Annotated in this window: 21 protein-coding genes; 11 read left to right on the forward strand and 10 right to left on the reverse strand. The window is 71.0% G+C overall.

Going from position 1 to position 22,303, the window contains the following annotated elements; translation table 11 throughout:
• Window positions 1-7 precede the first annotated feature (7 nt).
• The gene (locus tag LQF12_RS07620) at window positions 8-712 is read right to left on the reverse strand and encodes an MBL fold metallo-hydrolase (protein ID WP_231055357.1); all 705 of its coding nucleotides are present in this window, start codon (window positions 710-712) and stop codon (window positions 8-10) included.
• The gene (locus LQF12_RS07625) at window positions 709-1,119 is read right to left on the reverse strand and encodes a VOC family protein (RefSeq protein ID WP_231055358.1); all 411 of its coding nucleotides are present in this window, start codon (window positions 1,117-1,119) and stop codon (window positions 709-711) included. The genes LQF12_RS07620 and LQF12_RS07625 overlap by 4 nt, the downstream gene beginning before the upstream one ends.
• Before the next feature lie 81 nt (window positions 1,120-1,200).
• Between LQF12_RS07625 and uvrA the strand changes: the two genes are divergently transcribed.
• Window positions 1,201-4,161, forward strand: coding sequence for an excinuclease ABC subunit UvrA (gene uvrA, locus LQF12_RS07630; RefSeq protein WP_435531227.1), 2,961 nt, complete (start codon window positions 1,201-1,203; stop codon window positions 4,159-4,161).
• A gap of 30 nt (window positions 4,162-4,191) precedes the next feature.
• Here uvrA and LQF12_RS07635 read toward each other — a convergent pair whose 3' ends face one another.
• Both LQF12_RS07635 and LQF12_RS07640 read right to left on the reverse strand, forming a co-directional pair.
• On the reverse strand, window positions 4,192-4,572 hold the full coding sequence (locus LQF12_RS07635; RefSeq protein ID WP_231055360.1) for a bleomycin resistance protein: 381 nt from the start codon (window positions 4,570-4,572) through the stop codon (window positions 4,192-4,194).
• Window positions 4,569-5,054 (reverse strand): OsmC family protein, encoded by a 486-nt coding sequence (locus LQF12_RS07640; protein WP_231055361.1) that lies wholly within the window; start codon window positions 5,052-5,054, stop codon window positions 4,569-4,571. The genes LQF12_RS07635 and LQF12_RS07640 overlap by 4 nt, the downstream gene beginning before the upstream one ends.
• Window positions 5,055-5,087: 33 nt before the next feature.
• Between LQF12_RS07640 and uvrC the strand changes: the two genes are divergently transcribed.
• The 9 genes from uvrC (at window position 5,088) to LQF12_RS07685 (ending at window position 14,087) form a co-directional block, all read left to right on the forward strand.
• On the forward strand, window positions 5,088-7,040 hold the full coding sequence (uvrC, locus tag LQF12_RS07645; protein ID WP_231055362.1) for an excinuclease ABC subunit UvrC: 1,953 nt from the start codon (window positions 5,088-5,090) through the stop codon (window positions 7,038-7,040).
• Window positions 7,041-7,078: 38 nt separating this feature from the next.
• Window positions 7,079-8,023, forward strand: a complete 945-nt coding sequence (gene rapZ, locus LQF12_RS07650) for an RNase adapter RapZ (RefSeq protein ID WP_231055363.1) — start codon at window positions 7,079-7,081, stop codon at window positions 8,021-8,023.
• On the forward strand, window positions 8,020-9,042 hold the full coding sequence (locus LQF12_RS07655) for a gluconeogenesis factor YvcK family protein (RefSeq protein ID WP_435531228.1): 1,023 nt from the start codon (window positions 8,020-8,022) through the stop codon (window positions 9,040-9,042). Before rapZ ends, LQF12_RS07655 begins: the two co-directional genes overlap by 4 nt.
• Window positions 9,043-9,062: 20 nt before the next feature.
• On the forward strand, window positions 9,063-10,043 hold the full coding sequence (whiA, locus tag LQF12_RS07660) for a DNA-binding protein WhiA (RefSeq protein ID WP_231055365.1): 981 nt from the start codon (window positions 9,063-9,065) through the stop codon (window positions 10,041-10,043).
• 190 nt (window positions 10,044-10,233) lie between these two features.
• On the forward strand, window positions 10,234-11,241 hold the full coding sequence (gene gap, locus LQF12_RS07665) for a type I glyceraldehyde-3-phosphate dehydrogenase (protein ID WP_231055366.1): 1,008 nt from the start codon (window positions 10,234-10,236) through the stop codon (window positions 11,239-11,241).
• Between the two features lie 86 nt (window positions 11,242-11,327).
• Entirely contained in the window at window positions 11,328-12,527 is a 1,200-nt protein-coding gene (locus tag LQF12_RS07670; RefSeq protein WP_231055367.1) for a phosphoglycerate kinase, read from the forward strand.
• Window positions 12,528-12,537: 10 nt separating this feature from the next.
• On the forward strand, window positions 12,538-13,332 hold the full coding sequence (gene tpiA, locus LQF12_RS07675; RefSeq protein ID WP_231055368.1) for a triose-phosphate isomerase: 795 nt from the start codon (window positions 12,538-12,540) through the stop codon (window positions 13,330-13,332).
• Window positions 13,333-13,475: 143 nt separating this feature from the next.
• Complete coding sequence (secG, locus tag LQF12_RS07680; RefSeq protein WP_231055369.1) at window positions 13,476-13,721, forward strand: preprotein translocase subunit SecG; 246 nt, start codon at window positions 13,476-13,478, stop codon at window positions 13,719-13,721.
• 18 nt (window positions 13,722-13,739) lie between these two features.
• Window positions 13,740-14,087, forward strand: a complete 348-nt coding sequence (locus LQF12_RS07685; RefSeq protein WP_231055370.1) for an RNA polymerase-binding protein RbpA — start codon at window positions 13,740-13,742, stop codon at window positions 14,085-14,087.
• Between the two features lie 45 nt (window positions 14,088-14,132).
• Here the strand turns inward: LQF12_RS07685 and LQF12_RS07690 are convergent, their stop codons facing one another.
• The 6 genes from LQF12_RS07690 to tkt all read right to left on the reverse strand — a co-directional run bounded on the left by LQF12_RS07690 (window position 14,133) and on the right by tkt (window position 21,104).
• Window positions 14,133-14,576, reverse strand: a complete 444-nt coding sequence (locus LQF12_RS07690; protein ID WP_231055371.1) for an SRPBCC family protein — start codon at window positions 14,574-14,576, stop codon at window positions 14,133-14,135.
• On the reverse strand, window positions 14,573-15,331 hold the full coding sequence (pgl, locus tag LQF12_RS07695; RefSeq protein ID WP_231055372.1) for a 6-phosphogluconolactonase: 759 nt from the start codon (window positions 15,329-15,331) through the stop codon (window positions 14,573-14,575). Before pgl ends, LQF12_RS07690 begins: the two co-directional genes overlap by 4 nt.
• Window positions 15,328-16,245 (reverse strand): glucose-6-phosphate dehydrogenase assembly protein OpcA, encoded by a 918-nt coding sequence (locus tag LQF12_RS07700; protein ID WP_231055373.1) that lies wholly within the window; start codon window positions 16,243-16,245, stop codon window positions 15,328-15,330. Before LQF12_RS07700 ends, pgl begins: the two co-directional genes overlap by 4 nt.
• A gap of 8 nt (window positions 16,246-16,253) precedes the next feature.
• Window positions 16,254-17,780: a glucose-6-phosphate dehydrogenase gene (zwf, locus tag LQF12_RS07705; protein ID WP_231055374.1), complete on the reverse strand. Its 1,527-nt coding sequence runs from the start codon at window positions 17,778-17,780 to the stop codon at window positions 16,254-16,256.
• A gap of 10 nt (window positions 17,781-17,790) precedes the next feature.
• A complete protein-coding gene (tal, locus tag LQF12_RS07710; RefSeq protein WP_231055375.1) occupies window positions 17,791-18,930 on the reverse strand; it encodes a transaldolase in 1,140 nt (379 codons plus the stop codon).
• A gap of 71 nt (window positions 18,931-19,001) precedes the next feature.
• Window positions 19,002-21,104, reverse strand: a complete 2,103-nt coding sequence (gene tkt / locus LQF12_RS07715; RefSeq protein WP_231055376.1) for a transketolase — start codon at window positions 21,102-21,104, stop codon at window positions 19,002-19,004.
• 250 nt (window positions 21,105-21,354) lie between these two features.
• Here tkt and LQF12_RS07720 point away from each other — a divergent pair, with 250 nt between their 5' ends.
• Complete coding sequence (locus tag LQF12_RS07720; RefSeq protein WP_231055377.1) at window positions 21,355-22,299, forward strand: heme o synthase; 945 nt, start codon at window positions 21,355-21,357, stop codon at window positions 22,297-22,299.
• Window positions 22,300-22,303 lie beyond the last annotated feature (4 nt).

A 22,303-nucleotide genomic window follows, 5' to 3' on the forward strand; every position in this document is an offset into this window, starting at 1 on the left:
TGCCCGTTCACCAGCCCCGCTCCCGCCAGGCCGGCAGCTGCGGGCGCTGCGTGCCGAGGATCGTGCTGTCGCCGTGGCCCGGGTGGACGAGCGTGGAGTCCGGATGCATATCGAAGACCCGGGCGGTGACGTCCGCGAGCAGCTGCTCGAAGTCCTCCTGGGACCGGGTCTTGCCGACCCCGCCGGGGAACAGGCTGTCACCGGTGAACAACCAGGTGACCCCCTGCGGATCCCGCCACGCCAGCGCGATCGATCCGCGGGTGTGCCCGCGCAGGGCGATCACCTCGAACCGGTGCGAGCCGAGGTCGACCACGTCCTGGTGCACCAGGCGCCGGGTGGCGCGCGTCGGCAGCTCGCCGGCGTCGGGCGCACCGGCCAGCACGTCGGCGCCGGTGGCAGCCACCACCTCGGTGAGCGCTCGGTGATGGTCCCAGTGTCGGTGCGTCGTCACCACGGCGGTGAGCCGCCCGTGTGGATGGCACGCGTGCAGGAGCTCCAGCAGCCGGGGGGCGTCGTCGGCGGCATCGATCAGCAACTGATCGCCGCTCACGGCGTCGGTGAGCAGGTAGGCGTTGTTGTCCTGCGAGGAGACGCTCATCTTGGACAGCTGCAGGTCGCCCCGCCGCCAGTGCAGCGCTGGCCCGCCGGCCTCCACATGGGCCGGCACCACCGCGGGCTCGTCGTGGCGGCCAGGCACGGCGGGGCCGGTCATGGCAGCAAACTCTCACCGAGCGCCGTGGGATTGACGGCGATCTCCCACCGGAAGCCGTCGGGGTCGACGGCGTAGCCGGAGTACCCGCCCCAGGTGCGCCACGACGCCGTCCCCACCTGACCTCCGGCCGCGGCTGCGAGCTCGAGCACGGCATCGACCTGGGCCGGTTCGGTGACGTTGTGGGCGAGGGTGAGCGGGGGAGCGCCGCCCGCCGAGACGGGGCCGATCTCGGCCTCGGCGTGCTCGCGCTGCCACAGCGAGAGCAGCAACCGTTCGCCGACGCGGATCATCAGGACCTCCCCGGGCACGTCGACCTCGGCCGTCCAGCCGAGACCGTCGATGTAGAAGGCGCGGGAGCGGTCGAGATCGGTGACGACGAGGGTGACGAGACTGAGTCGCTGATCCATACCGAGAGTGTGGCATCCGCCACCGACGTGTTCGCCGTCGGCAGAGTCGAACGCTTGTACGAGGTCGGTGTCCGGCTTACGATGGCGGGCGTGAGTGACTCCCTCCTCGTGCGCGGTGCCCGCGAGCACAACCTCAAGAACGTCAGTATCGATCTCCCCCGTGACGGTCTCGTCGTCTTCACCGGCCTGTCCGGCTCCGGGAAATCCTCGCTGGCGTTCGACACGATCTTCGCCGAGGGCCAGCGCCGCTACGTGGAGTCGTTGTCGGCCTACGCGCGCCAGTTCCTCGGCCAGATGGACAAGCCCGATGTCGACTTCATCGAAGGGCTCTCTCCGGCGGTCTCCATCGACCAGAAGTCGACCAACCGCAACCCGCGATCGACGGTCGGCACGATCACCGAGGTGTACGACTACCTGCGGCTGCTGTTCGCGCGGGCCGGGATCCAGCACTGCCCGCAGTGCGGGGAGCGGATCGTGGCCCAGACGCCGCAGCAGATCGTCGACCGGCTGCGGGCGATGCCCGAGGGCACGCGGTTCCAGGTCCTCGCTCCGGTGGTGCGCGGCCGCAAGGGGGAGTACGCCGACCTGTTCAAGGACCTGCAGTCCCGCGGGTTCGCGCGAGCCCTGGTCGACGGCGAGCTCGTGCAGCTCAGCGAGCCGCCGGTGCTGGAGAAGAAGCTCAAGCACACCATCAGCGTCGTGGTGGACCGGCTGGTGGTGCGCGAGAACATCCGCCAGCGCCTGACCGACTCCGTCGAGACGGCGCTCGGACTGGCCGACGGCCTCGTCGTGGCCGACTTCGTCGACCTGGAGGCCGACGATCCCGAGCGCACGCGCCGGTTCTCCGAGAAACGTGCCTGCCCCAACGACCACCCGCTCGCGCTGGAGGAGATGGAGCCACGCACCTTCTCCTTCAACGCCCCGTACGGCGCCTGCCCGGACTGCAGCGGTATCGGTACCCGGCTCGAGGTCGACCCCGAACTGGTCATCCCCGACGACGACCTCAGCCTCGTCGAGGGGGCGGTGGCTCCGTGGGCCGGAGCGAACGCCCAGTACTTCGACCGCGTGCTGGTCGCACTGGGGGAGGAGCTGGGCTTCTCGGTCGAGGTGCCCTGGCGGGCACTGCCGCAGCGCGCCAAGGAGGCCGTGCTGCACGGCAAGGACCACAAGGTGCACGTGCGGTACAAGAACCGCTGGGGGCGCGAGCGCGCCTACTCCACCGGTTTCGAGGGCGTCATCTCCTTCCTGCAGCGCCGTCACTCCGAGACTGAGTCGGAGTGGTCGCGCGAGAAGTACGAGGAGTACATGCGCCAGGTGCCGTGCCCCACCTGCCAGGGCGCACGGCTCAAGCCCGAGGTGCTGGCGGTCACGGTGGGCGGCAAGTCGATCGCGGACGTGTGCTTCCTCGCCATCGACGAGGCGAAGCGCTTCCTCGACGGTCTCGAGCTCGGTGAGCGCGAGGCCGCGATCGCCGGGCAGGTGCTCAAGGAGATCCACGCCCGGCTCGGGTTCCTGCTCGACGTCGGACTGGACTACCTCTCCCTGGCCCGCCCCGCCGGCACACTCTCCGGCGGTGAGGCACAGCGGATCCGCCTCGCCACCCAGATCGGCTCCGGCCTGGTCGGTGTGCTGTACGTGCTCGACGAGCCCAGCATCGGCCTCCACCAGCGCGACAACCGCCGTCTGATCGAGACCCTCACCCGGCTGCGCGACCTCGGCAACACGCTCATCGTGGTCGAGCACGACGAAGACACCATCCGCTCGGCCGACTGGATCGTCGACATCGGACCCGGCGCCGGCGAGCACGGCGGTCACATCGTGCACTCCGGTGACTACGCCGGTCTGCTGGAGGCCCCGGACTCCCTCACCGGCGCCTACCTGGCCGGCCGGCGCAGCATCCCGATCCCGGCCGAGCGACGCCAGCCGGAGAAGGGGCGCTGGGTGACCGTGCACCGGGCGCGCGAGAACAACCTTCGCAGCGTCGACGTCTCGTTCCCGCTGGGGACGCTGACCGCCGTGACCGGCGTCTCCGGATCGGGGAAGTCGACGCTGGTCAACGGCATCCTCTACAACGTGCTCGCGAACGAGCTGAACGGCGCCAAGCACGTGCCGGGCCGGCACAAGCGGGTGACGGGGCTGGAGCAGCTGGACAAGGTCGTACACGTCGACCAGAGCCCGATCGGGCGCACGCCGCGCTCCAATCCGGCCACCTACACCGGTGTGTGGGACCACATGCGCAAGCTGTTCGCCCAGACGCAGGAGGCGAAGGTGCGTGGCTACACGCCCGGGCGCTTCTCCTTCAACGTCAAGGGCGGGCGCTGCGAGGCGTGCTCGGGCGACGGCACGCTGAAGATCGAGATGAACTTCCTTCCCGACGTCTACGTCCCGTGCGAGGTCTGCCACGGCGCGCGGTACAACCGCGAGACGCTCGAGGTGCACTACAAGGGCAGGACGGTCGCCGAGGTCCTCGACATGCCGATCTCGGAGGCGGCCGAGTTCTTCGCAGCCGTGCCCGCGATCGCGCGCCACCTGCGGACCCTGGTCGACGTCGGCCTTGGCTACGTCCGGCTCGGGCAGCCCGCGCCCACGCTCTCCGGCGGTGAGGCACAGCGCGTCAAGCTCGCCTCCGAACTGCAGAAGCGCTCCACCGGGCGCACGGTCTACGTGCTGGACGAACCGACCACCGGGCTGCACTTCGAGGACATCAGCCGGCTGATGATCGTGCTGCAGGGACTGGCGGAGAAGGGCAACACGGTCATCGTGATCGAGCACAACCTCGACGTGATCAAGAACGCGGACTGGGTGATCGACATGGGTCCGGAGGGCGGGTCCGGCGGTGGCCTCGTGGTCGCCGAGGGCACCCCGGAGGAGGTGGCGCGCGTCGAGGCCTCGCACACGGGCCGCTTCCTCGCCGAGATCCTCGGGACCGACGCCGTGGCCGATCTGCGTCCGGTGACGGCGGTCGCCCCCCTGAACGCCCCGAAGGCACGATCGGCGCGCCGCTCCGCGCGGGTGGCGAAGGCCAAGAAGGAGAGTGCCTAGGCCTTGTCGGCGGCGGTCGGCGTCCCCGTCCTAGCGAGGCGAGCCGATGCGCAGCAGGTTGCCGCTGGGGTCGACGAGGGCGAACTCCCGCATGCCGTAGGCGGTGTCCTGCGGTGGCGCCAGCCTGCTGCCGGTCACGGGATCGGTCACGACCCCGACGGCCTTCCACTCCGCGAAGAGGGCGTCGGCACCGGTGACGTAGAGGTAGCACGAGGACGCCGTCCGCAACGGGTCGACGTCGGGCGAGTGATGCAGGTGCAACTCGATCCCGCCCCGCCCGATGATCGCGTAGCCGCTGTTCGGCGGCGGGTCGGCGCGCGCGGTGAAACCCAGCGGGGCGTAGAAGGCCATCAGCTCGGCGACGCTGCGTGCCGGAAGCACCGGCACGCTGCGCTCCGCGGGTGGGGTCACGGGGCAGGTGAGGCGACCTGGGTGGTCGCCGGCACGCACCGGACCGGGAAGTTCACCGAGCGGGCGATGTAGCAGTGGTCGTGTGCCTGCTGGTGCAGGTCGGCGATCGTCTCCTGGGCGATCTCCTCGGCGACGCTCACCTTCGGATGCAGCGCGACCTCGGTGAACTGGCCGACGCCGGCCGCCTCCACCCGCATGGTGCCCGTCGCCCGGTCGGAGTATCCGGTCACGACGACCCCGGCGACCGCAGCCCGGTGCAGGAACCACAGCATGTGGCACTGCGCGAGCGCGGCCACGAACAGCTCCTCCGGGGAGTACCCGTGCTCATCACCGCGGAAGGCGGGATCGGCCGACCCGGGCAGGGCGGGTTTGCCGTCGATGACAACCACGTGATCGCGCCCATAGGAGGTGTACGACTCGGTGCCCTTCGTACCGGCTCCGGTCCAGTCGACGCTGACTTGGTACGTATGCAGGGGTCCCATGAACCCACGCTAGCGCGAACTAGGCTGGAGGACATGGCCGACCCCTCCACGTATCGCCCCAAGCCGGGGGAGATCCCGACCTCGCCGGGGGTGTACCGGTTCCGGGACGCCCACCGGCGCGTGATCTACGTGGGCAAGGCGAAGAACCTGCGGGCCCGGCTGAGCAACTACTTCCAGAACGTCGCGGCCCTGCACCCGCGCACCGCGCAGATGGTGACCACCGCGGCCTCGGTGGAGTGGACGGTCGTGGCCACCGAGGTGGAGTCGCTCGCGCTGGAGTACTCCTGGATCAAGGAGTACGACCCTCGGTTCAACGTCAAGTACCGCGACGACAAGTCCTACCCCTACCTCGCCGTCACGATGTCGGAGGAGATCCCGCGGGTGCAGGTCATGCGTGGACAGAAGCGCAAGGGCAACCGCTACTTCGGGCCGTACTCCCACGCCTGGGCCATCCGGGAGACCGTGGACCTGCTGCTGCGGGTCTTCCCGATCCGCTCCTGTTCCAAGGGTGTCTACCGCCGCGCCCAGCAGACCGGCCGGCCGTGCCTGCTCGGCTACATCGACAAGTGCGCGGCCCCCTGCGTCGACCGGATCAGTGCCGAGGACCATCGCGACCTGGCCGAGGACCTGTGCGCGTTCATGGCGGGGGAGACCGGTCAGGCGGTCAAGCGCCTCGAGCGGGAGATGAAGCAGGCCTCCGCCGAGCTGGACTTCGAGCGCGCGGCCCGGCTGCGTGACGATCTCGGCGCGCTGCGGCGGGTCGTGGAGAAGAACGCCGTCGTGCTGCCCGACGGGACGAACGCGGACGTCTTCGCCATGGCCGCGGACGAGCTCGAGGCCTCCGTGCAGGTCTTCCACGTGCGGGGTGGACGCATCCGCGGCCAGCGCGGCTGGGTCACCGAACGGGTCGAGGACGTCACCGATGCCGAGCTGGTGGAACGGCTGCTCGAGCAGGTCTACGGCGATCTGACCGAGGACGAGGATGCCGGCACCGACGCCGTGCCGAAGGAGATCGTGGTGCCGGTCCTGCCGGAGAACCTCTCCGAGATCGAGGCGTGGCTGCGCGGGATCCGGGGGGCGGCGGTGCGCATCCACGTCGCCCAGCGGGGGGACAAGCGCGCCCTCGCCGAGACCGTGGAGCAGAACGCCAAGCAGGCGCTGGCGCTGCACAAGACGCGACGCGCCGGCGACCTCACCGCCCGCTCGGCCGCGCTCTCGGAACTGACCGAGCACCTGGGCCTGGCGGAGTCGCCGCTGCGGATCGAGTGCTACGACATCTCCCACACCTCCGGGACCGAACAGGTGGGCTCGATGGTCGTCTTCGAAGACGGGATACCGCGCAAGAGCGAGTACCGGCACTTCGTGGTGCGGGGCCCGGACGGCACCGGCGCCCGCGACGACACGGAGGCGATGAACGAGGTGCTCACGCGCCGGTTCCGGCGCTACCTGGCCGAACGGGACGGGATGAGCGCGGACGAGCTCGACGCCGTCGAGGACGGTGAGCAGGTCGGCGGGCCCGTCCCTGCCACCCGTGAGAAGCGCCGGTTCGCCTACCCGCCCCAGCTCGTGGTCGTCGACGGCGGAGCCCCCCAGGTCGCGGCGGCCCACCAGGCCCTGGCCGACCTCGGCATCACCGATGTGGCCGTGGTCGGGCTCGCGAAGCGGCTCGAGGAGGTCTGGCTGCCGGGCGAGGACTTCCCGGCGGTGCTTCCCCGCACCAGCGACGGGCTCTTTTTGCTGCAGCGGCTGCGCGATGAGGCACACCGGTTCGCGATCACCCATCACCGCAAGCGGCGTGGCAAGGGCATGACGCGCTCCGCGCTGGACGCCGTGCCAGGCCTGGGACCCAGCCGGCAGGCCTCGCTGCTGAAGGAGTTCGGCTCCGTCCGCGCCCTGCGTGAGGCCGAGGTGGAGGAGATCGCCCGGGTGAAGGGCATCGGGCCGGCTCTCGCGGCCTCGGTCGCCGCGCACCTGGGCGAGCGGTAGCACGTCCGTGCGCCGCCGCCGTCTGCCATCCTTGCACCATGAGCTCGAGTGATCCGGACCAGCCCACCACGGTGCCCTACGGCATCCCGCTGCTGGAGGAGTCCTCGCCACCGCCGGCCGACGACCGGCCCGAGATCCTGCTCATCACCGGCATGTCCGGCGCCGGGCGCAGCCGGACCGCGGCGGTGCTGGAGGACCTCGACTGGTACGTGGTCGACAACCTCCCACCCAAGATGCTGCTGGCCCTGGCGGGCATGATGACCCAGGCCGACGGCGGCGTACGCCGGCTGGCCGCCGTCGTGGACGTGCGCTCGCGCGAGTTCTTCTCCGACCTGGTGCAGGTGCTCGAAGATCTGCGCCGGGCGCAGATCACCTATCGGATCGTCTTCCTCGATGCCTCCGACGAGGTGCTGGTGCGCCGGTTCGAGCAGGTCCGGCGGCCCCACCCGCTGCAGGGGGATGGGCGCATGCTCGACGGGATCGCGCAGGAGCGGCGGCTTCTGAGCCATCTGCGGTCGCGGGCCGACGTGACCCTGGACAGCAGCGACCTCTCGGTTCACGATCTCGCCCGTGCCGTGCGGGATGTGGTGGCCAGCGATGCGGAGACCGATCTGCGCATCACCACCGTCTCGTTCGGCTTCAAGTACGGGCTGCCGCTGGACGCCGACCACGTCGTCGACGTGCGGTTCCTGAAGAACCCCTACTGGGTCAACGAGCTGCGGCATCTCACCGGCAAGGACGCGCCGGTCAGCGAGTACGTGCTCGGCCTTCCCGGGGCGGAGGAGTTCGTCGAGCGCTGGGTCGCCGCGATCGAGCCCGTCCTGGACGGCTACCTCCAGGAGCAGAAACCGTACGTGACCATCGCCGTCGGGTGCACCGGCGGTAAGCACCGCTCGGTCGCGCTGTCGGAGGCGATCGCCACCCGGTTGCGCAGCCAGGGCCGCGTCGTGCGGACCATCCACCGGGACCTGGGCCGCGAATGAACGCGCTGACGCCTCCCATGGGTTGGCTGCCCACCGGCGGCTACGGCGGGCGTGAGCGCCGGCCCCGGGTGGTCGCGCTCGGCGGCGGGCACGGACTGGCCGCCACGCTGGGCGCGTTGCGCCACGTCACCACGGCACTGACGGCGGTCGTGACCGTCGCCGACGACGGCGGCTCCTCGGGCCGGCTGCGCCAGGAGCTCGGGGTCCTTCCCCCGGGTGACCTGCGGATGGCCCTGTCGGCGCTGTGCGACGAGTCCGACTGGGGCCACACCTGGCGTGACGTGCTCCAGCACCGGTTCACCTCGTCCGGATCGCTGGACGGTCACGCCGTCGGCAACCTGCTGATCGCGACCGTCTGGGAGCTGCTCGGCGACCAGGTCGCGGGCCTCGATCTCGTCGGTCAGCTGCTCGGTGCCAAGGGACGGGTGCTGCCGATGGCCGCCGTGCCGCTGGACATCGAGGCCGACGTCGCGCACGGCGACGGCGAGACCGCCCAGCGCAGCCTGGTCCGCGGGCAGAGCCGGGTGGCCGTCACCGCGGGCCGGGTCGAGCGCCTCCGGCTGCTCCCGGCTGAGCCGCCGGCCCATCCGGAGGCGATCGCGGCCGTCCGGGAGGCGGACTGGGTGATCCTCGGGCCGGGCTCCTGGTACACCTCGGTGATGCCGCATCTGCTGGTGCCCGAGCTCGCCGAGGCCCTCCACACCACACCGGCACGCCGGGCACTCACGCTGAATCTGTCCGCCCAGCTGGGGGAGACGTCCGGATTCAGCGCCGCCGACCACCTACGGTCGCTGCACGAGCTCGCCCCCGACCTCCGCCTGGACGTGGTGATCGCCGACCCGAGCGCCGTCGAGGACATCGACGACCTCTCCAGCTGTGCGGGTACGGTCGGCGCCGACCTGGTGCTGCGCCAGGTCAGTGAGGGCGACGGGACGCCGCGCCATGACACGCTGCGCCTCGCCGGCGCCTACCGGGACGCCTTCGAGCGCTTCCTCGGCGACGTCGGGGAGAAGGCGTGATGGGTGGCAGGATGGCGCTCATGTCTCTGACCGCCGATGTGAAGGACGAGCTCGCCCGACTCAAGGTCGACAAGCTCTCCGCCAGGAAGGCCGAAGTCGCCGCGACCCTCCGGTTCGCCGGCGGGCTGCACATCATCGCCGGGCGACCGGTGGTGGAGGCGGAGGTCGATGCCGGGATCACCGCCCGCCGGCTGCGGCAGGCGATCCACGAGGTCTACGGCCACACCAGCGAGGTCATCGTCGTCTCCGGCGGCGGACTGCGGCGGGGGAACCGCTACGTGGTGCGGGTCGTGGCCGGAGGTGAGCAGCTCGCACGCCAGACCGGTCTGCTGGACAACCGCGGCCGGCCGGTGCGCGGGCTCCCGCCCCACGTGGTCAACTCCACGATCGCCGACGCCGTGGCCGCCTGGCGCGGCGCCTTCCTCGCCCACGGCTCGCTCACCGAGCCGGGACGGTCCTCGGCGCTGGAGGTCACGTGCCCCGGGCCCGAGGCCGCACTGGCGCTCGTCGGTGCGGCGCGGCGGCTGGGCATCCAGGCCAAGGCGCGGGAGGTGCGGGGCATCGACCGGGTCGTGATCCGGGACGGCGACGCCATCAGCGCGATGCTCACGCGGATGGGCGCCCACGACGCCGTCATGGCGTGGGAGGAGCGCCGGATGCGCCGCGAGGTGCGCGGCACCGCCAACCGGCTCGCCAACTTCGACGACGCCAACCTGCGCCGCTCCGCGCAGGCGGCGGTCGCGGCCGGGGCCCGGGTCGAGCGGGCGTTCGAGATCCTCGGTGAGGAGATGCCCGACCATCTGCGTCAGGCCGGACGGCTGCGGCTCGAGCACAAGCAGGCCAGCCTCGAGGAGCTCGGCCAGCTCTCCGACCCCCAGCTCACCAAGGACGCGGTGGCCGGCCGGATCCGGCGACTGCTCGCCATGGCCGACAAGCGCGCCGGCGAGCTCGGGATCCCGGACACCGAGAGCAACCTCACCCAGGACATGCTCGACATGTGAGGAGGGGGCGCCTCCGGCCCGAGCGGGCCACCCTTTGCCCGTGGCGGGTGTACCGTTGACTACTGGCGAGGAACGCGCCCGCACGTCGGGACCGGACCTCCCCGGTCGCCTCGGTGCGACCGACCTCGCGACACGCGAATCCCCGACACCCCAGACGCTATGCGCGCAGCGAGCGCGCCAGGAGGAAAACGTGACCATCCGCGTCGGTATCAACGGCTTCGGCCGCATCGGACGAAACTTCTTTCGTGCCGTCCTCGCCAGTGGCGCAGACATCGAGATCGTCGGTGTCAACGACCTGACGAGCAACGAGTCCCTGGCCCACCTGCTCAAGTACGACTCCATCCTCGGCAAGCTCGCCGAGGACGTCACCTTCGACGAGACGTCGATCACGGTGGGCAAGCAGACCTTCAAGGCCCTCGCCGAGCGCGACCCGGCCGCGCTCCCGTGGGGCGAGCTCGGCGCCGACATCGTGATCGAGTCCACCGGCATCTTCACCGACGGGACCAAGGCGAAGGCCCACCTGGACGCCGGTGCCAAGAAGGTCATCATCTCCGCTCCGGCGAAGAACGAGGACGCCACCTTCGTCATCGGTGTGAACCACACCGACTACGACCCGGCCAACCACCACATCATCTCCAACGCCTCCTGCACCACGAACTGCCTCGCCCCGCTGGCCAAGGTGCTGGACGAGAAGTTCGGGATCGTGCGCGGCCTGATGACCACGGTCCACGCCTACACGGCTGACCAGAACCTGCAGGACGGCCCCCACAAGGACCCGCGTCGCGCCCGCGCCGCGGCCCTGAACATCGTCCCCACCTCCACCGGTGCGGCGAAGGCCGTCTCCCTGGTGCTGCCGCAGCTGGCCGGCAAGCTCGACGGCTACGCCCTGCGCGTGCCGACCCCCACGGGCTCGGCCACCGACCTCACCTTCACCGCCTCCCGCGAGGTGACGGTGGACGAGGTCAACGCCGCGATCAAGGAGGCCGCCGCGACCGAGGAGCTCAAGGGCATCCTGGTCTACACCGAGGACCCGCTGGTCTCCACCGACATCGCCGGCGACCCGGCCTCGAGCGTGTTCGACTCCGGCCTGACGAAGGTCATCGGCGACCAGGTGAAGGTCGTCTCCTGGTACGACAACGAGTGGGGCTACTCCAACCGGCTCGTGGACCTCACGGTCTACGTCGGCGAGAAGCTCTGAGAAACGTCTCGTGACCTGCGCCCGCGTGCTCGCCTGAGCACGCGGGCGCGGTCGTGCCCGAAGTCCCGCCCGGCAGAGGAGTCCCCATGAAGACCATCGACGACCTCGGCGAGCTGCGCGGCAAGCGCGTGCTCGTCCGATCCGACTTCAACGTGCCGCTGGACGGCACCACGATCACCGACGACGGCCGGATCCGCGCCGCGCTGCCCACCATCCGCCGGCTCGCCGACGCCGGCGCGAAGGTCGTCGTCACCGCCCACCTCGGACGCCCCAAGGGTGAGCCCGACCCGGCGTTCTCCCTCGCCCCGGTGGCCGACCGGCTGGGCGAGCTGCTCCAGGCCGGCGTCACCCTCGCCTCCGACACCGCCGGTGAGGGCGCGCGCTCGGCCGTGGCCGCCATGCAGCCCGGCGACGTCGTGCTGCTGGAGAACATCCGCTTCGACGCCCGTGAGACCTCCAAGGACGACGCCGAGCGCGCCTCGCTGGCCGACGACCTGGCCGCCCTCGCCGACCTCTACGTCTCGGACGGGTTCGGCGTGGTGCACCGCAAGCAGGCCAGCGTCTACGACGTCGCGCTCGAGCTGCCGCACGCCGTCGGCGGACTGGTGCAGGCCGAGATCGAGGCGCTGAGCAAGGCCACCGAGAACCCCGAGCGGCCCTACGCCGTCGTGCTGGGCGGATCCAAGGTCTCCGACAAGCTCGGTGTCATCGAGAACCTGCTGACGAAGGCGGACCGCCTGCTCATCGGTGGCGGGATGGTGTTCACCTTCCTGGCCGCCCAGGGCTACTCGGTGGGCTCCTCGCTGCTGGAGTCCGACCAGATCGAGACCGTCAAGGGCTACCTGGAGGCGGCCGCTGCGCGCGGGGTCGAGATCGTGCTGCCCACCGACATCGTGGTGGCTCCCTCGTTCTCGGCCGACGCGCCCGCCACGGTGGTGGCCACGGACGCGATCCCGTCGGACCAGATCGGTCTGGACATCGGTCCGGACTCCGCCCGCGCGTTCGCCGCCTCGATCGCCGAGGCCAGGACCGTCGTGTGGAACGGTCCGATGGGGGTCTTCGAGTTCCCGGCTTTCGCCGAGGGCACCAAGGCCGTCGCCCAGGCGATGATCGACGCCACGGCGGCCGGCGCCTTCACCATCGTCGGCGGTGGCGACTCCGCGGCTGCGGTCCGCCGGCTCGGGTTCGACGAGGCCGGGTTCAGCCACATCTCCACCGGCGGTGGGGCCTCCCTGGAGTACCTCGAGGGCAAGACCCTGCCCGGTATCGACGTCCTGACCGACTGAAAGGCACGACATGGCAGCTCGTACCCCGCTGATGGCGGGTAACTGGAAGATGAACCTCGACCACCACGAGGCCACGCACCTCGTGCAGAAGCTCGCGTGGACGCTCAAGGACGCCAAGCACGCCTTCTCCGACGTCGAGGTGGTGGTCTGCCCGCCGTTCACCGATCTGCGCTCGGTGCAGACCCTGGTCGACGCCGACAAGCTCGGGATCGGCTACGCCTCGCAGGACATCTCGGCACACGAGAAGGGCGCCTACACCGGTGAGGTCTCGGCGGCCATGCTCAGCAAGCTGGGCGTGAGCTACGCCGTCGTGGGCCACTCCGAGCGGCGCGAGCAGCACCACGAGGACGACGCCCTGGTGGGGGCCAAGGCGAAGGCCGCACTGGGTGCCGGCATCGTGCCGATCATCTGCGTCGGTGAGGGGCTCGAGGTGCGCCAGGCCGGACAGCAGGTCGCCCACACCCTCGCCCAGGTCGAGGGTGCACTCGAGGGGATCTCGGCCGAGGATGCCGCCACGGTGGTCATCGCCTACGAGCCCGTCTGGGCCATCGGTACCGGTGAGGTGGCGACGCCGGAGGACGCCCAGGAGGTGTGCGGTGCGATCCGCGCCCGGCTGGCCGAGCTCTACTCCACCGAGGTCTCCGAATCGGTACGCGTGCTCTACGGCGGGTCGGTGAAGTCCGCCAACGTCGCCTCGATCATGGCCCAGCCGGACGTGGACGGCGCCCTCGTGGGCGGCGCGAGCCTGCAGGCCGAGGAGTTCGCAGCCATCGCGCGCTACCAGTCCCACTCCGTGGGTCTGTGAGCTCCGCCCGGCGAGGGCAGCACCCCTGACGTGATCGGTGCGGGAGGCACCGCCCGCCCGCACCGATCACGTACACTCGACCGAGCCGGCCCCGGTGACGGTGGCCGCCGCACGATCCGCTGACGAGGAAAGAAAGCTCACACGTGACCGTACTGACGATCATCCTGCAGGTGCTGCTGGTCCTGACCAGCTTCATGCTGGTGCTCTCCGTCCTCATGCACAAGGGCAAGGGAGGCGGGCTCTCGGACATGTTCGGCGGCGGCATCTCCACCAGCCTGGGATCCTCGGGTGTGGCCGAGCGCAACCTCAACCGCATCACCGTCGGATCGGCGATCGTCTGGGGAGTCGTCATCGTCCTCCTCGGCCTCATCCAGCGATTCACGTTCTGAGCAAGGAGTACGTTCTCGATGGCAGGCGGTAGTGCAATCCGGGGTTCGCGCGTAGGTGCCGGCCCGATGGGCGAGGCGGAGCGCGGCGAGTCCGCCCCCAGGGTGTGGATCTCCTATTGGTGCGCCACCGGCCACGAGACCCGGCCCAGTTTCGCCCAGGACCAGGGTCTGGCCGTTCCCGAGACGTGGGACTGCCCGCGCTGCGGGCTCCCGGCCGGCCAGGATCAGCAGAACCCCCCTGCTGCTCCGCGGAACGAGCCCTACAAGACCCACCTGGCGTACGTGAAGGAGCGGCGCACCGAGGCCGACGGCGCCGCCCTGCTGGACGAGGCGCTCTCCGCGCTGCGGGCCCGTCGCGGCGGCTGAGGGCAACATCCGGCAGTCGCCGCCGGGACCACCTGCCGGCGCCGGTCAGGACTCGGCGAGCGCGGCCAGCCGCCGGATCGAGGCGGCCAGGCTGAGGCTGGTGGTCGCCCGGGCGCGGGCCAGCCGCTGCGGATCGGTGAGCCGGGACCAGTCGTAGGTGTGCCGCACCCGGCATCGGCCGGGTTCCAGCGGTTCGATCTCCCAGCGCCACAGGTGGCCGGGCGGGGACAGACCCACCTCCGAGGGCAGCCAGGCGATGCGGCGCCCCTCCTCGAACTCGACCACGTGGTTCTCCCGTACCGCTCCGCCTGTCAGCGTGGTGCGGAAGACCGCGCCCGTGGCGCGTACCCGCTGCCCGCCGGCGGCCTCGGCGAGGTTGTCGTTGCCGTCCCACTCCGGCTGGCGCGCAGGATCGGCGATGAGCTCGAAGACCGCCGCCGCCGCAGCGCCGACGAGCTGGTCGGCCTGGACCACCAGCGATCCGGTCACCGCCCGGCCGCCTCGGCGTCCAGAAGCCAGAGCGTGAGGTCCCGGCCCTGCGCGGCCGCTGCGGGGATCTCGTCGGGGTCGGCCCCGTGCAACGCCCGGGCGACGGCGTCGGCCTTGGCGGCTCCGGCCGCGACCACCCACACCTGCCGTGCCTGGGTGAGCACCGGCAGGGTCAGCGAGATCCGCCGGGCCGGGGGCTTGGGGGAGTTGGGCACGCCGATCACCGTGCGGTCATCGATCGTTACGGTGCCATGCCCGGGGAACAGCGAGGCGATATGGCCGTCGGGGCCCATCCCCAGCAGCACGACGTCGAACTCCGGAGCCCGGACAGCCTCGGTGCCGGACGGGGCGAATGCCGCGAGCTCGGTGGCGTAATCGGCCGCCGCAGCGTGCGGGTCGCCGGCACCGTCGGCGCCGTCGGAGGAGGGCATGCGGTGCACGTTGGCGGCGGGGATGTCGAGACCGCCGAGCAGCGCCTCGCTCGCCTGGCCCTCGTTGCGGTCCGGATCGCCGCACGGCACGAAGCGTTCGTCGACCCACCACACGTGCAGGCCGGTCAGATCGAGGTTCTCCAGCAGGGGAGAGGTGGCGACCTCGGCGAGCACCTGCGTGCCGACGCTGCCTCCCGCGATCGCGAGATGGACGGGCCGCCGGAGCGCCTGCGCATCGGCCAGTGCCAGCAGCAGCCGGGCAGCGCTCGCGCGTGCCAGCGCGTCTGCGCTCGGGTGGACCAGGACGGCGCGCTGGCCGCTCACGAGGCGACCCTCACCCGGGGCAGGCCGTGCAGCACGGCCCGCTGATACGTGGCGTCCGGATCCATGCGCCGCAGATCCTCCATCAGGCAGTCCTGCAGGGGCCGCTTCGGCATCGCCAGCTGGTGGTCGGGCTGTCCGGGCTGGTCGATCGTGACGACCACCTCGCCCTCCGGCCGGCGCATCGTGATGCGGCCGTCGGCGAGCTCGATGTCCAGTCCGGTGATCGCCGAGGCCTCCGGCTCGTCCACCACGCTCACGTCCAGGTCCAGCGCGGTGGCCAGCCAGGCGGCGAACAGGTGGGTCGAGGGGCGATGCCCGGCCCCGCGCACCGTCACCGCCCGGACCGAGGAGGTCACCCCGTCCATGGCGGCGGCCGTGATGCCCCGCCAGAGCGTCGTCCGGGCCCAGGACAGGTCGGTGTCCCCCGGGGTGTACTTCTCGCCGAGCCGCGCGAGCTGGGCGATCGCGTCGGCGGACTCGCCCACGTCGCTGATCCGCCGTTGTGCCATCCGGCCGAGGGGGTCCTCGCCCGGGTGCTCCGGCGGTTGCGCCGGCCACCACACCACGATCGGGGCGTCCGGGAGCAGCAGCGGGATGACGAGCGTGTCCAGCTCGGCGCGGGCATCACCGGTCGGGTGCAGCAGGACCACCTCGGAGGCGCCCGCGTCACCGCCGATGCGGATCTCGGCGTTCAGGCCCGCCCGGCCGTGCTCGCCGTCGCTGTCGACCACGATCACCCGGCACGGGTGCTCCTTGCTGGCCTGGTTGGCCGCGTCGATGAGCGTGTCGGTGCCCACCGGCGAACCCGAGGCCACGATGACCAGCGTGAGGACGCGGCCGAGCGCCACGGCTCCGCCCTCCTCGCGCAGGGCCACCAGGCGGGCGCCGATCTCGGCGGTGGTCGTCTCGGACATGGTGATGATCAAGGCCGCCTCCAGGTGCGTCCATCCTGCGCGAGCATCTCGTCCGCCGAGGCCGGGCCCCAGGTTCCGGCCCGGTACTGGTCCGGCTGCCCGAACTCCGACCATGCCTCGATGATCGGGTCGAGGATCTCCCAGGAGAGCTCGACCTCACGCTGGTGCGGGAACAGCGGCGGGTCGCCGAGGAGCACGTCCAGCAGCAGCCGCTCGTAGGCCTCCGGGGAGGACTCGGTGAAGGAGTGGCCGTACCCGAAGTCCATCGTCACATCGCGCACCTCCATCGCCGTGCCGGGAACCTTCGAGCCGAAGCGGATGGTGACGCCCTCGTCGGGCTGGACCCGGATCACCAGCGCGTTGTGCCCGAGCTCCTGGGTCTCGTTGAGATCGAACGGCAGGTGCGGAGCCCGCTTGAACACCACCGCGATCTCGGTGACCCGCCGGCCGAGGCGCTTGCCGGCCCGCAGATAGAACGGCACCCCGGCCCATCGCCGGGTGTCCAGGTCGAGCCGGATGGCCGCATAGGTCTCCGTGAGGGAGTCGGGCGGGACGCCGTCCTCCTGCAGGTAGCCGGCCACCTGCTCCCCGCCCTGCCAGCCGGCCGCGTACTGACCGCGTGCGGTGTGGCGGCTGAGGTCAGCCGGTAGGCGGACCGAGGAGAGCACCTTCTCCTTCTCGGTCCGCAGAGCGTCGGCGTCGAAGGAGACCGGCTCCTCCATCGCCGTCAGGGCCAGCAGCTGCAGCAGGTGGTTCTGGATGACGTCCCTGGCGGCGCCGATACCGTCGTAGTACCCGGCACGGGAGCCGATGCCGATGTCCTCGGCCATGGTGATCTGGACGTGATCGACGTAGTTGGCGTTCCAGATCGGCTCGAAGAGCTGGTTGGCGAACCGCATCGCCAGCAGGTTCTGCACCGTCTCCTTGCCGAGGTAGTGGTCGATCCGGAAGACCGCGTCGGCGGGGAAGACCTGCTCGACGACGTCGTTGAGCTCGCGGGCCGATTCGAGGTCGGAGCCGAACGGCTTCTCGATCACCACTCGCCGCCATGTCCCGGGCTGTGCGGTGGACAGCCCCGAGCGCGAGAGCTGCTCGCACACCTGCGGGAACTTGTCGGGCGGGATCGAGAGGTAGAAGGCGTGGTTGCCCCCGGTGCCCCGCTCGGCGTCGAGCTCGGCGACGGTCCGGGCCAGGTTCGTGAAGCCCTCCTCGTCATCGAACGTGCCCTGCACGAAGCGGAAGCCCTTGGCCAACTGCGCCCAGACGTGCTCGTCGAAGGGGGTCCGGCAGTGCGCCTCGATCGCCTCCCGGGCCACCGACCGGAAATGGTCGTGGTCCCAGTCGCGCCGGCCGTAGCCGGTGAGGCCGAAGCCCGGGGGCAGCAGCCCCCGGTTGGCGAGGTCGTAGATGGCCGGCAGCAACTTCTTGCGGGCCAGATCGCCGGTGACTCCGAAGAGCACCAACCCTCCGGGGCCGGCGATACGGGGCAGCCGGCGGTCGGCAGGATCGCGGAGCGGATTCTGTGTGGTCGGCATCGGCGTCCGTTCAGTGGGCGGCGCTGAGGCCGGTGCGTACGGTCTCGAGCAGCTCGTCCCAGCTCTTCTCGAAGGAGGCGACGCCCGCCGTCTCCAGGTCGGTGAGGATCTGCTCGTAGGGCACGCCGAGTCGCACGATCGCGTCGAGCACCTCACGGGACTCGTCGTAGGTGCCGTGGACGACGTCGGCGCCCGTGGCGGGGGAGTGCTCGTGCACGGCCTCGAGCGTCTTGCGCGGCACAGTGCTGACCACATCGGCGACGACGAGTTCGTCGACGTACATGGTGTCGGGGTAGTCGGGGTCCTTCGTGCCGGTCGAGGCCCACAGCGGCCGCTGACGGTGGGCACCGTCGTCGGCGAGGGCAGCGAAGCGAGGCGTGGCGAAGACCTCCTCGAACACCTCGTAGCACAGCCGGGCCCCGGCGATCGCAGCGCGTCCTCGCAGGGCCAGCGCCTCCGGGGAGCCGATGCGCTCGAGCTCGGCGTCGACCTTGGCGTCGATCCGGGAGAGGAAGACCGAGGCCACCGAGCGGATCGCGGTGATGTCCAGGCCGGCGCGCTGTGCGCGCTCGAGCCCGTCCACGTAGGCCTGGGCGACGGCGCGGTAGCGGTCGACGCTGAAGATCAGGGTGACGTTGACACTGATCCCGGCGGCGATCGCGGCCGTGATCGCGGGCAGCCCCTCGTTGGTCGCGGGGATCTTCACGCACAGGTTGGGCCGGTCGACGGTGTTCCACAGCCGGTGGGCCGCCTCGATGGTGGCGTCGGTGTCGTGGGCCAGCCGCGGGTCGACCTCGATGGAGACCCGGCCGTCCTGGCCCGCGGTCGCGTCGTAGACGGGGCGGAAGATGTCGCAGGCGAGGCGGACGTCGTCGGTGGTGAGGGCGTGGACGGCGTCCTCGACGCCGGCGCCGGCTGCCGCCAGCTCACGGACCTGCTCGTCGTAGGCGGTACCGGCGGAGAGGGCGCCGGCGAAGATCGTCGGGTTGGTGGTCACACCGACCACGTGCCGGTCCGCGATCAGCGCGGCGAGATCGCCGGAGGCGATGCCCTCGCGCGAGAGGTCGTCGATCCAGAGAGCGACTCCTGCCTGGCTGATGGCGGACAGGGGGGACGGGGCGGCGGGGGAGGAGGGGGTGGCGTCGGTCATCGTGAGCTCCCGGTGCTGGAGGTGACGGTGGCAGGTCGGGCGGGGTGGCTCCGCCCGACCTGCACGGGTGGTCAGGAGGCGGCGGCCAGGGATTCCTTGGCGGCGGCCACGGTCGCGTCCGCGGTGATCCCGAACTCGGTGTAGAGGGTCTTGTAGTCGGCCGAGGCGCCGAAGTGCTCGAGCGAGACCGCACGACCGGCGTCACCGAGGTAGCGGTACCAGGACATCGCCACACCGGCCTCGACGCTGACCCGGGCGCGGACCGCCGGTGGCAGCACCGACTCGCGGTAGGTGGCGTCCTGGGCGTCGAACCACTCCAGGCACGGTGCCGAGACCACCCGGGTACCGATGCCCTCGGCCTCGAGCTTCTCGCGCGCCTCGACGGCCAGCTGGACCTCGGAGCCGGTGCCGATGAGGATCACCTGCGGCACCGCGGTGGAGGACTCCAGCAGCACGTAGGCACCGCGCGCGACGCCCTCGGTGGTGGCGAACCCCTCGGTCCCGCGCGGGAACGTCGGCACGCCCTGGCGGGTGAGCGCGAGCCCGACCGGTCCATCGCGACGCTCGAGCACGGCCTTCCAGGCGGCAGCGGTCTCGTTCGCGTCGGCCGGGCGGACCACGGCCAGGCCCGGGATGGCGCGCAGCGCAGCAAGGTGCTCCACCGGCTGGTGGGTGGGCCCGTCCTCGCCCAGGCCGATCGAATCGTGCGTCCACACGAAGATCGACGGCGCCTCCATGACCGCGCCGAGACGTACCGCTCCGCGCATGTAGTCGCTGAACGTCAGGAAGGTGCCGCCGTAGGGGCGGGTCAGCCCGTCCATGGCGATGCCGTTGACGATGGCACCCATCGCGTGCTCGCGGATGCCGAAGTGCAGGGTGCGCCCGTAGGGGTTGCCCTCGAACTTGTCGGTGGAACGGTCCGCCGGGATGAAGGACGGCTCGCCCTTCATGGTGGTGTTGTTCGATCCGGCGAGGTCGGCGGATCCGCCCCACAACTCGGGCAGCACCGGCGCCAGTGCGCCGAGCACCTTGCCGGAGGCCGCGCGGGTGGCCAGCGACTCACCGGCCTCGAAGACCGGCAGCGCCTCATCCCAGTTCTCGGGGAAGGCATGGGTGCGCATCCGCTCCAGCAAGGCGGCACGCTCGGGGTTGTCGGCCGCCCACGAGGCCACCTTCTCGTCCCACTGCGCCCGTGCCGCGGCACCGCGCTCACCCACCTTGCGGGTGTGTGCCAGCACCTCGGGGTCGACGGCGAAGTGCTGCTCGGGGTCGAAGCCGACGGCTTCCTTGAGGCCCTTGACCTCCTCCGCACCGAGCGCGGAGCCGTGCGCCTCACCGGTTCCCTGCTTGCCCGGGGTGGGCCAGGCGATGATCGTGCGCAGCGCGATGAAGGACGGGCGGTCGGTGACCTGCTTGGCCTCCTCGATGGCTGCGGCCAGCGCGTCGACGTCCTCGACGTAGCCGTCCTTGCTCGCCCAGTCCACGCGCTGGGTGTGCCAGCCGTAGGCCTCGTAGCGTGCGACGACGTCCTCGGTGAACGCGACGTTCGTATCGCCCTCGATGGAGATGTGGTTGTCGTCCCAGAGCAGGATCAGGTTGCCCAGCTCCTGGGTGCCTGCGATGGAGGAGGCCTCGCTGCTGATGCCCTCCTGCAGGTCGCCGTCGGAGGCGATGACGTAGACATGGTGGTCGAAGGGTGAGGTCCCGGCTGCTGCGTCCGGGTCGAGCAGGCCGCGCACGCGTCGCTGGGCCATGGCCATGCCGACGGCGGTGCCCACGCCCTGGCCGAGCGGCCCGGTGGTGGTCTCGACGCCCTTGGTGTGGTGCACCTCGGGGTGGCCCGGGGTCAGGGAGTTCCAGGTACGCAGCGCGGCGAGGTCCTCGACCTCGAGGCCGTAGCCGGCGAGGAAGAGCTGGATGTACTGGGTGAGGGAGGAGTGGCCGGCGGAGAGCACGAACCGGTCCCGTCCGAGCCAGTGCGGATCGGCCGGGTCCAGGTGCATCACGTTCTGGTAGAGCAGGTAGGCCGCCGGGGCGAGGGAGATCGCCGTCCCGGGGTGGCCGCTGCCGCACTTCTCGACGGCATCCGCGGCGAGGACGCGGACGGTGTCGACCGCCTTCGCGTCCAGCTCGTTCCAACCTACGGTGCTCGCTCGGGGGGAGGGGGCGTTCAACTGGACCTCATCTCTCTTGTCCGCACGCGGTGCGGACATGCTCGGGCGTGGTCATGCGTCGGCTCGCGCGGAACCGGCTCCATGACTGAGCCTACTCACTCCGAGCCGGTGGCGGGCGGTGGGACTCCGGCTCCGACCACAGGACGGACTGACGGCCTACACTGGTGACAGGGTCATGACCTGCCCTACCCTCCGCGCGACTCCACTTCGACCCGACCGAAAGACCAGTTGCCTCGTGCCCGATGCCCCGATGTCTGCCGATCTGAGCACCCCCGACGCCGCCCTCGAAGGCCGGCGCCCTCATGGCACCCGGGTGCGCGACCGCGTGCGGGCCTACCTCGCGCTCACCAAGCCGCGGGTCATCGAGCTGCTGCTCATCACCACCGTGCCTACCATGATCCTCGCGCACGGCGGATTCCCCTCGTGGTGGCTGATCATCGCGACGCTCGTCGGCGGTAGCGCCGCGGCAGGATCGGCCAACACGCTCAACATGGTCTACGACCGCGACATCGACGCCGTCATGAACCGCACCCGGAACCGGCCGCTGGTCACCGGCGAGATCACCCCGCGTGCTGGATTGCTGTTCGGTCTGACACTCGGCGCCTTCTCGGTGGCGTGGTTGTGGCTGACGGTGAACTGGGTGGCCGCCGCGCTCGCCCTCGCCGCCAACCTGATGTACACAATCGGCTACACGATGTTGCTCAAGCGGCACACCTCCCAGAACATCGTCTGGGGTGGGGCCGCCGGGTGTATGCCGGTGCTCATCGGGTGGGCCGCTGTCACGGGCAGCCTCGCCTGGGCGCCGGTGTTGCTGTTCGGGATCATCTTCTTCTGGACCCCGCCGCACTACTGGCCGCTGTCGATGAAGTTCCGCAAGGACTACGCCGACGCGGGCGTGCCGATGCTCCCCGTGGTGGCGGCCGACGCACGGGTGGCCCGGCAGATGATCGCCTACTGCGCGGCGATGGTGCTGTGCTCGCTCGCCCTGATCCCGGTGGCGGGCATGGGCTGGTTCTACACCGCCGCCGCGGTGGCTTCGGGAGCCTGGTTCGCCGGCTCGTGCGTGGCGCTCTACCGCAGAGCGGTGACGGGTACCACCCGCAAGCTCGGGGCGATGAAGGTCTTCCACGCCTCGATCACCTATCTGACGCTGGTGTTCGTGGCCATCTCGATCGATCCCTTCCTGCCGTTCTGAGCCG

Origin of the sequence: Ruania suaedae (assembly GCF_021049265.1) — a bacterium.
Classification (GTDB): domain Bacteria; phylum Actinomycetota; class Actinomycetes; order Actinomycetales; family Beutenbergiaceae; genus Ruania; species Ruania suaedae.

What these genes read in the sequence shown, in the direction of transcription:
- LQF12_RS07620 (WP_231055357.1), bottom strand. Translation starts at nt 712, where the DNA reads ATGACCGGCCCCGCCGTGCCTGGCCGCCACGACGAGCCCGCGGTGGTG.
- LQF12_RS07625 (WP_231055358.1), bottom strand. Translation starts at nt 1,119, where the DNA reads ATGGATCAGCGACTCAGTCTCGTCACCCTCGTCGTCACCGATCTCGAC.
- uvrA (WP_435531227.1), top strand. Translation starts at nt 1,201, where the DNA reads ATGGCGGGCGTGAGTGACTCCCTCCTCGTGCGCGGTGCCCGCGAGCAC.
- LQF12_RS07640 (WP_231055361.1), bottom strand. Translation starts at nt 5,054, where the DNA reads ATGGGACCCCTGCATACGTACCAAGTCAGCGTCGACTGGACCGGAGCC.
- uvrC (WP_231055362.1), top strand. Translation starts at nt 5,088, where the DNA reads ATGGCCGACCCCTCCACGTATCGCCCCAAGCCGGGGGAGATCCCGACC.
- rapZ (WP_231055363.1), top strand. Translation starts at nt 7,079, where the DNA reads ATGAGCTCGAGTGATCCGGACCAGCCCACCACGGTGCCCTACGGCATC.
- LQF12_RS07655 (WP_435531228.1), top strand. Translation starts at nt 8,020, where the DNA reads ATGAACGCGCTGACGCCTCCCATGGGTTGGCTGCCCACCGGCGGCTAC.
- whiA (WP_231055365.1), top strand. Translation starts at nt 9,063, where the DNA reads ATGTCTCTGACCGCCGATGTGAAGGACGAGCTCGCCCGACTCAAGGTC.
- LQF12_RS07670 (WP_231055367.1), top strand. Translation starts at nt 11,328, where the DNA reads ATGAAGACCATCGACGACCTCGGCGAGCTGCGCGGCAAGCGCGTGCTC.
- tpiA (WP_231055368.1), top strand. Translation starts at nt 12,538, where the DNA reads ATGGCAGCTCGTACCCCGCTGATGGCGGGTAACTGGAAGATGAACCTC.
- LQF12_RS07685 (WP_231055370.1), top strand. Translation starts at nt 13,740, where the DNA reads ATGGCAGGCGGTAGTGCAATCCGGGGTTCGCGCGTAGGTGCCGGCCCG.
- LQF12_RS07700 (WP_231055373.1), bottom strand. Translation starts at nt 16,245, where the DNA reads ATGTCCGAGACGACCACCGCCGAGATCGGCGCCCGCCTGGTGGCCCTG.
- zwf (WP_231055374.1), bottom strand. Translation starts at nt 17,780, where the DNA reads ATGCCGACCACACAGAATCCGCTCCGCGATCCTGCCGACCGCCGGCTG.
- tal (WP_231055375.1), bottom strand. Translation starts at nt 18,930, where the DNA reads ATGACCGACGCCACCCCCTCCTCCCCCGCCGCCCCGTCCCCCCTGTCC.
- LQF12_RS07720 (WP_231055377.1), top strand. Translation starts at nt 21,355, where the DNA reads ATGTCTGCCGATCTGAGCACCCCCGACGCCGCCCTCGAAGGCCGGCGC.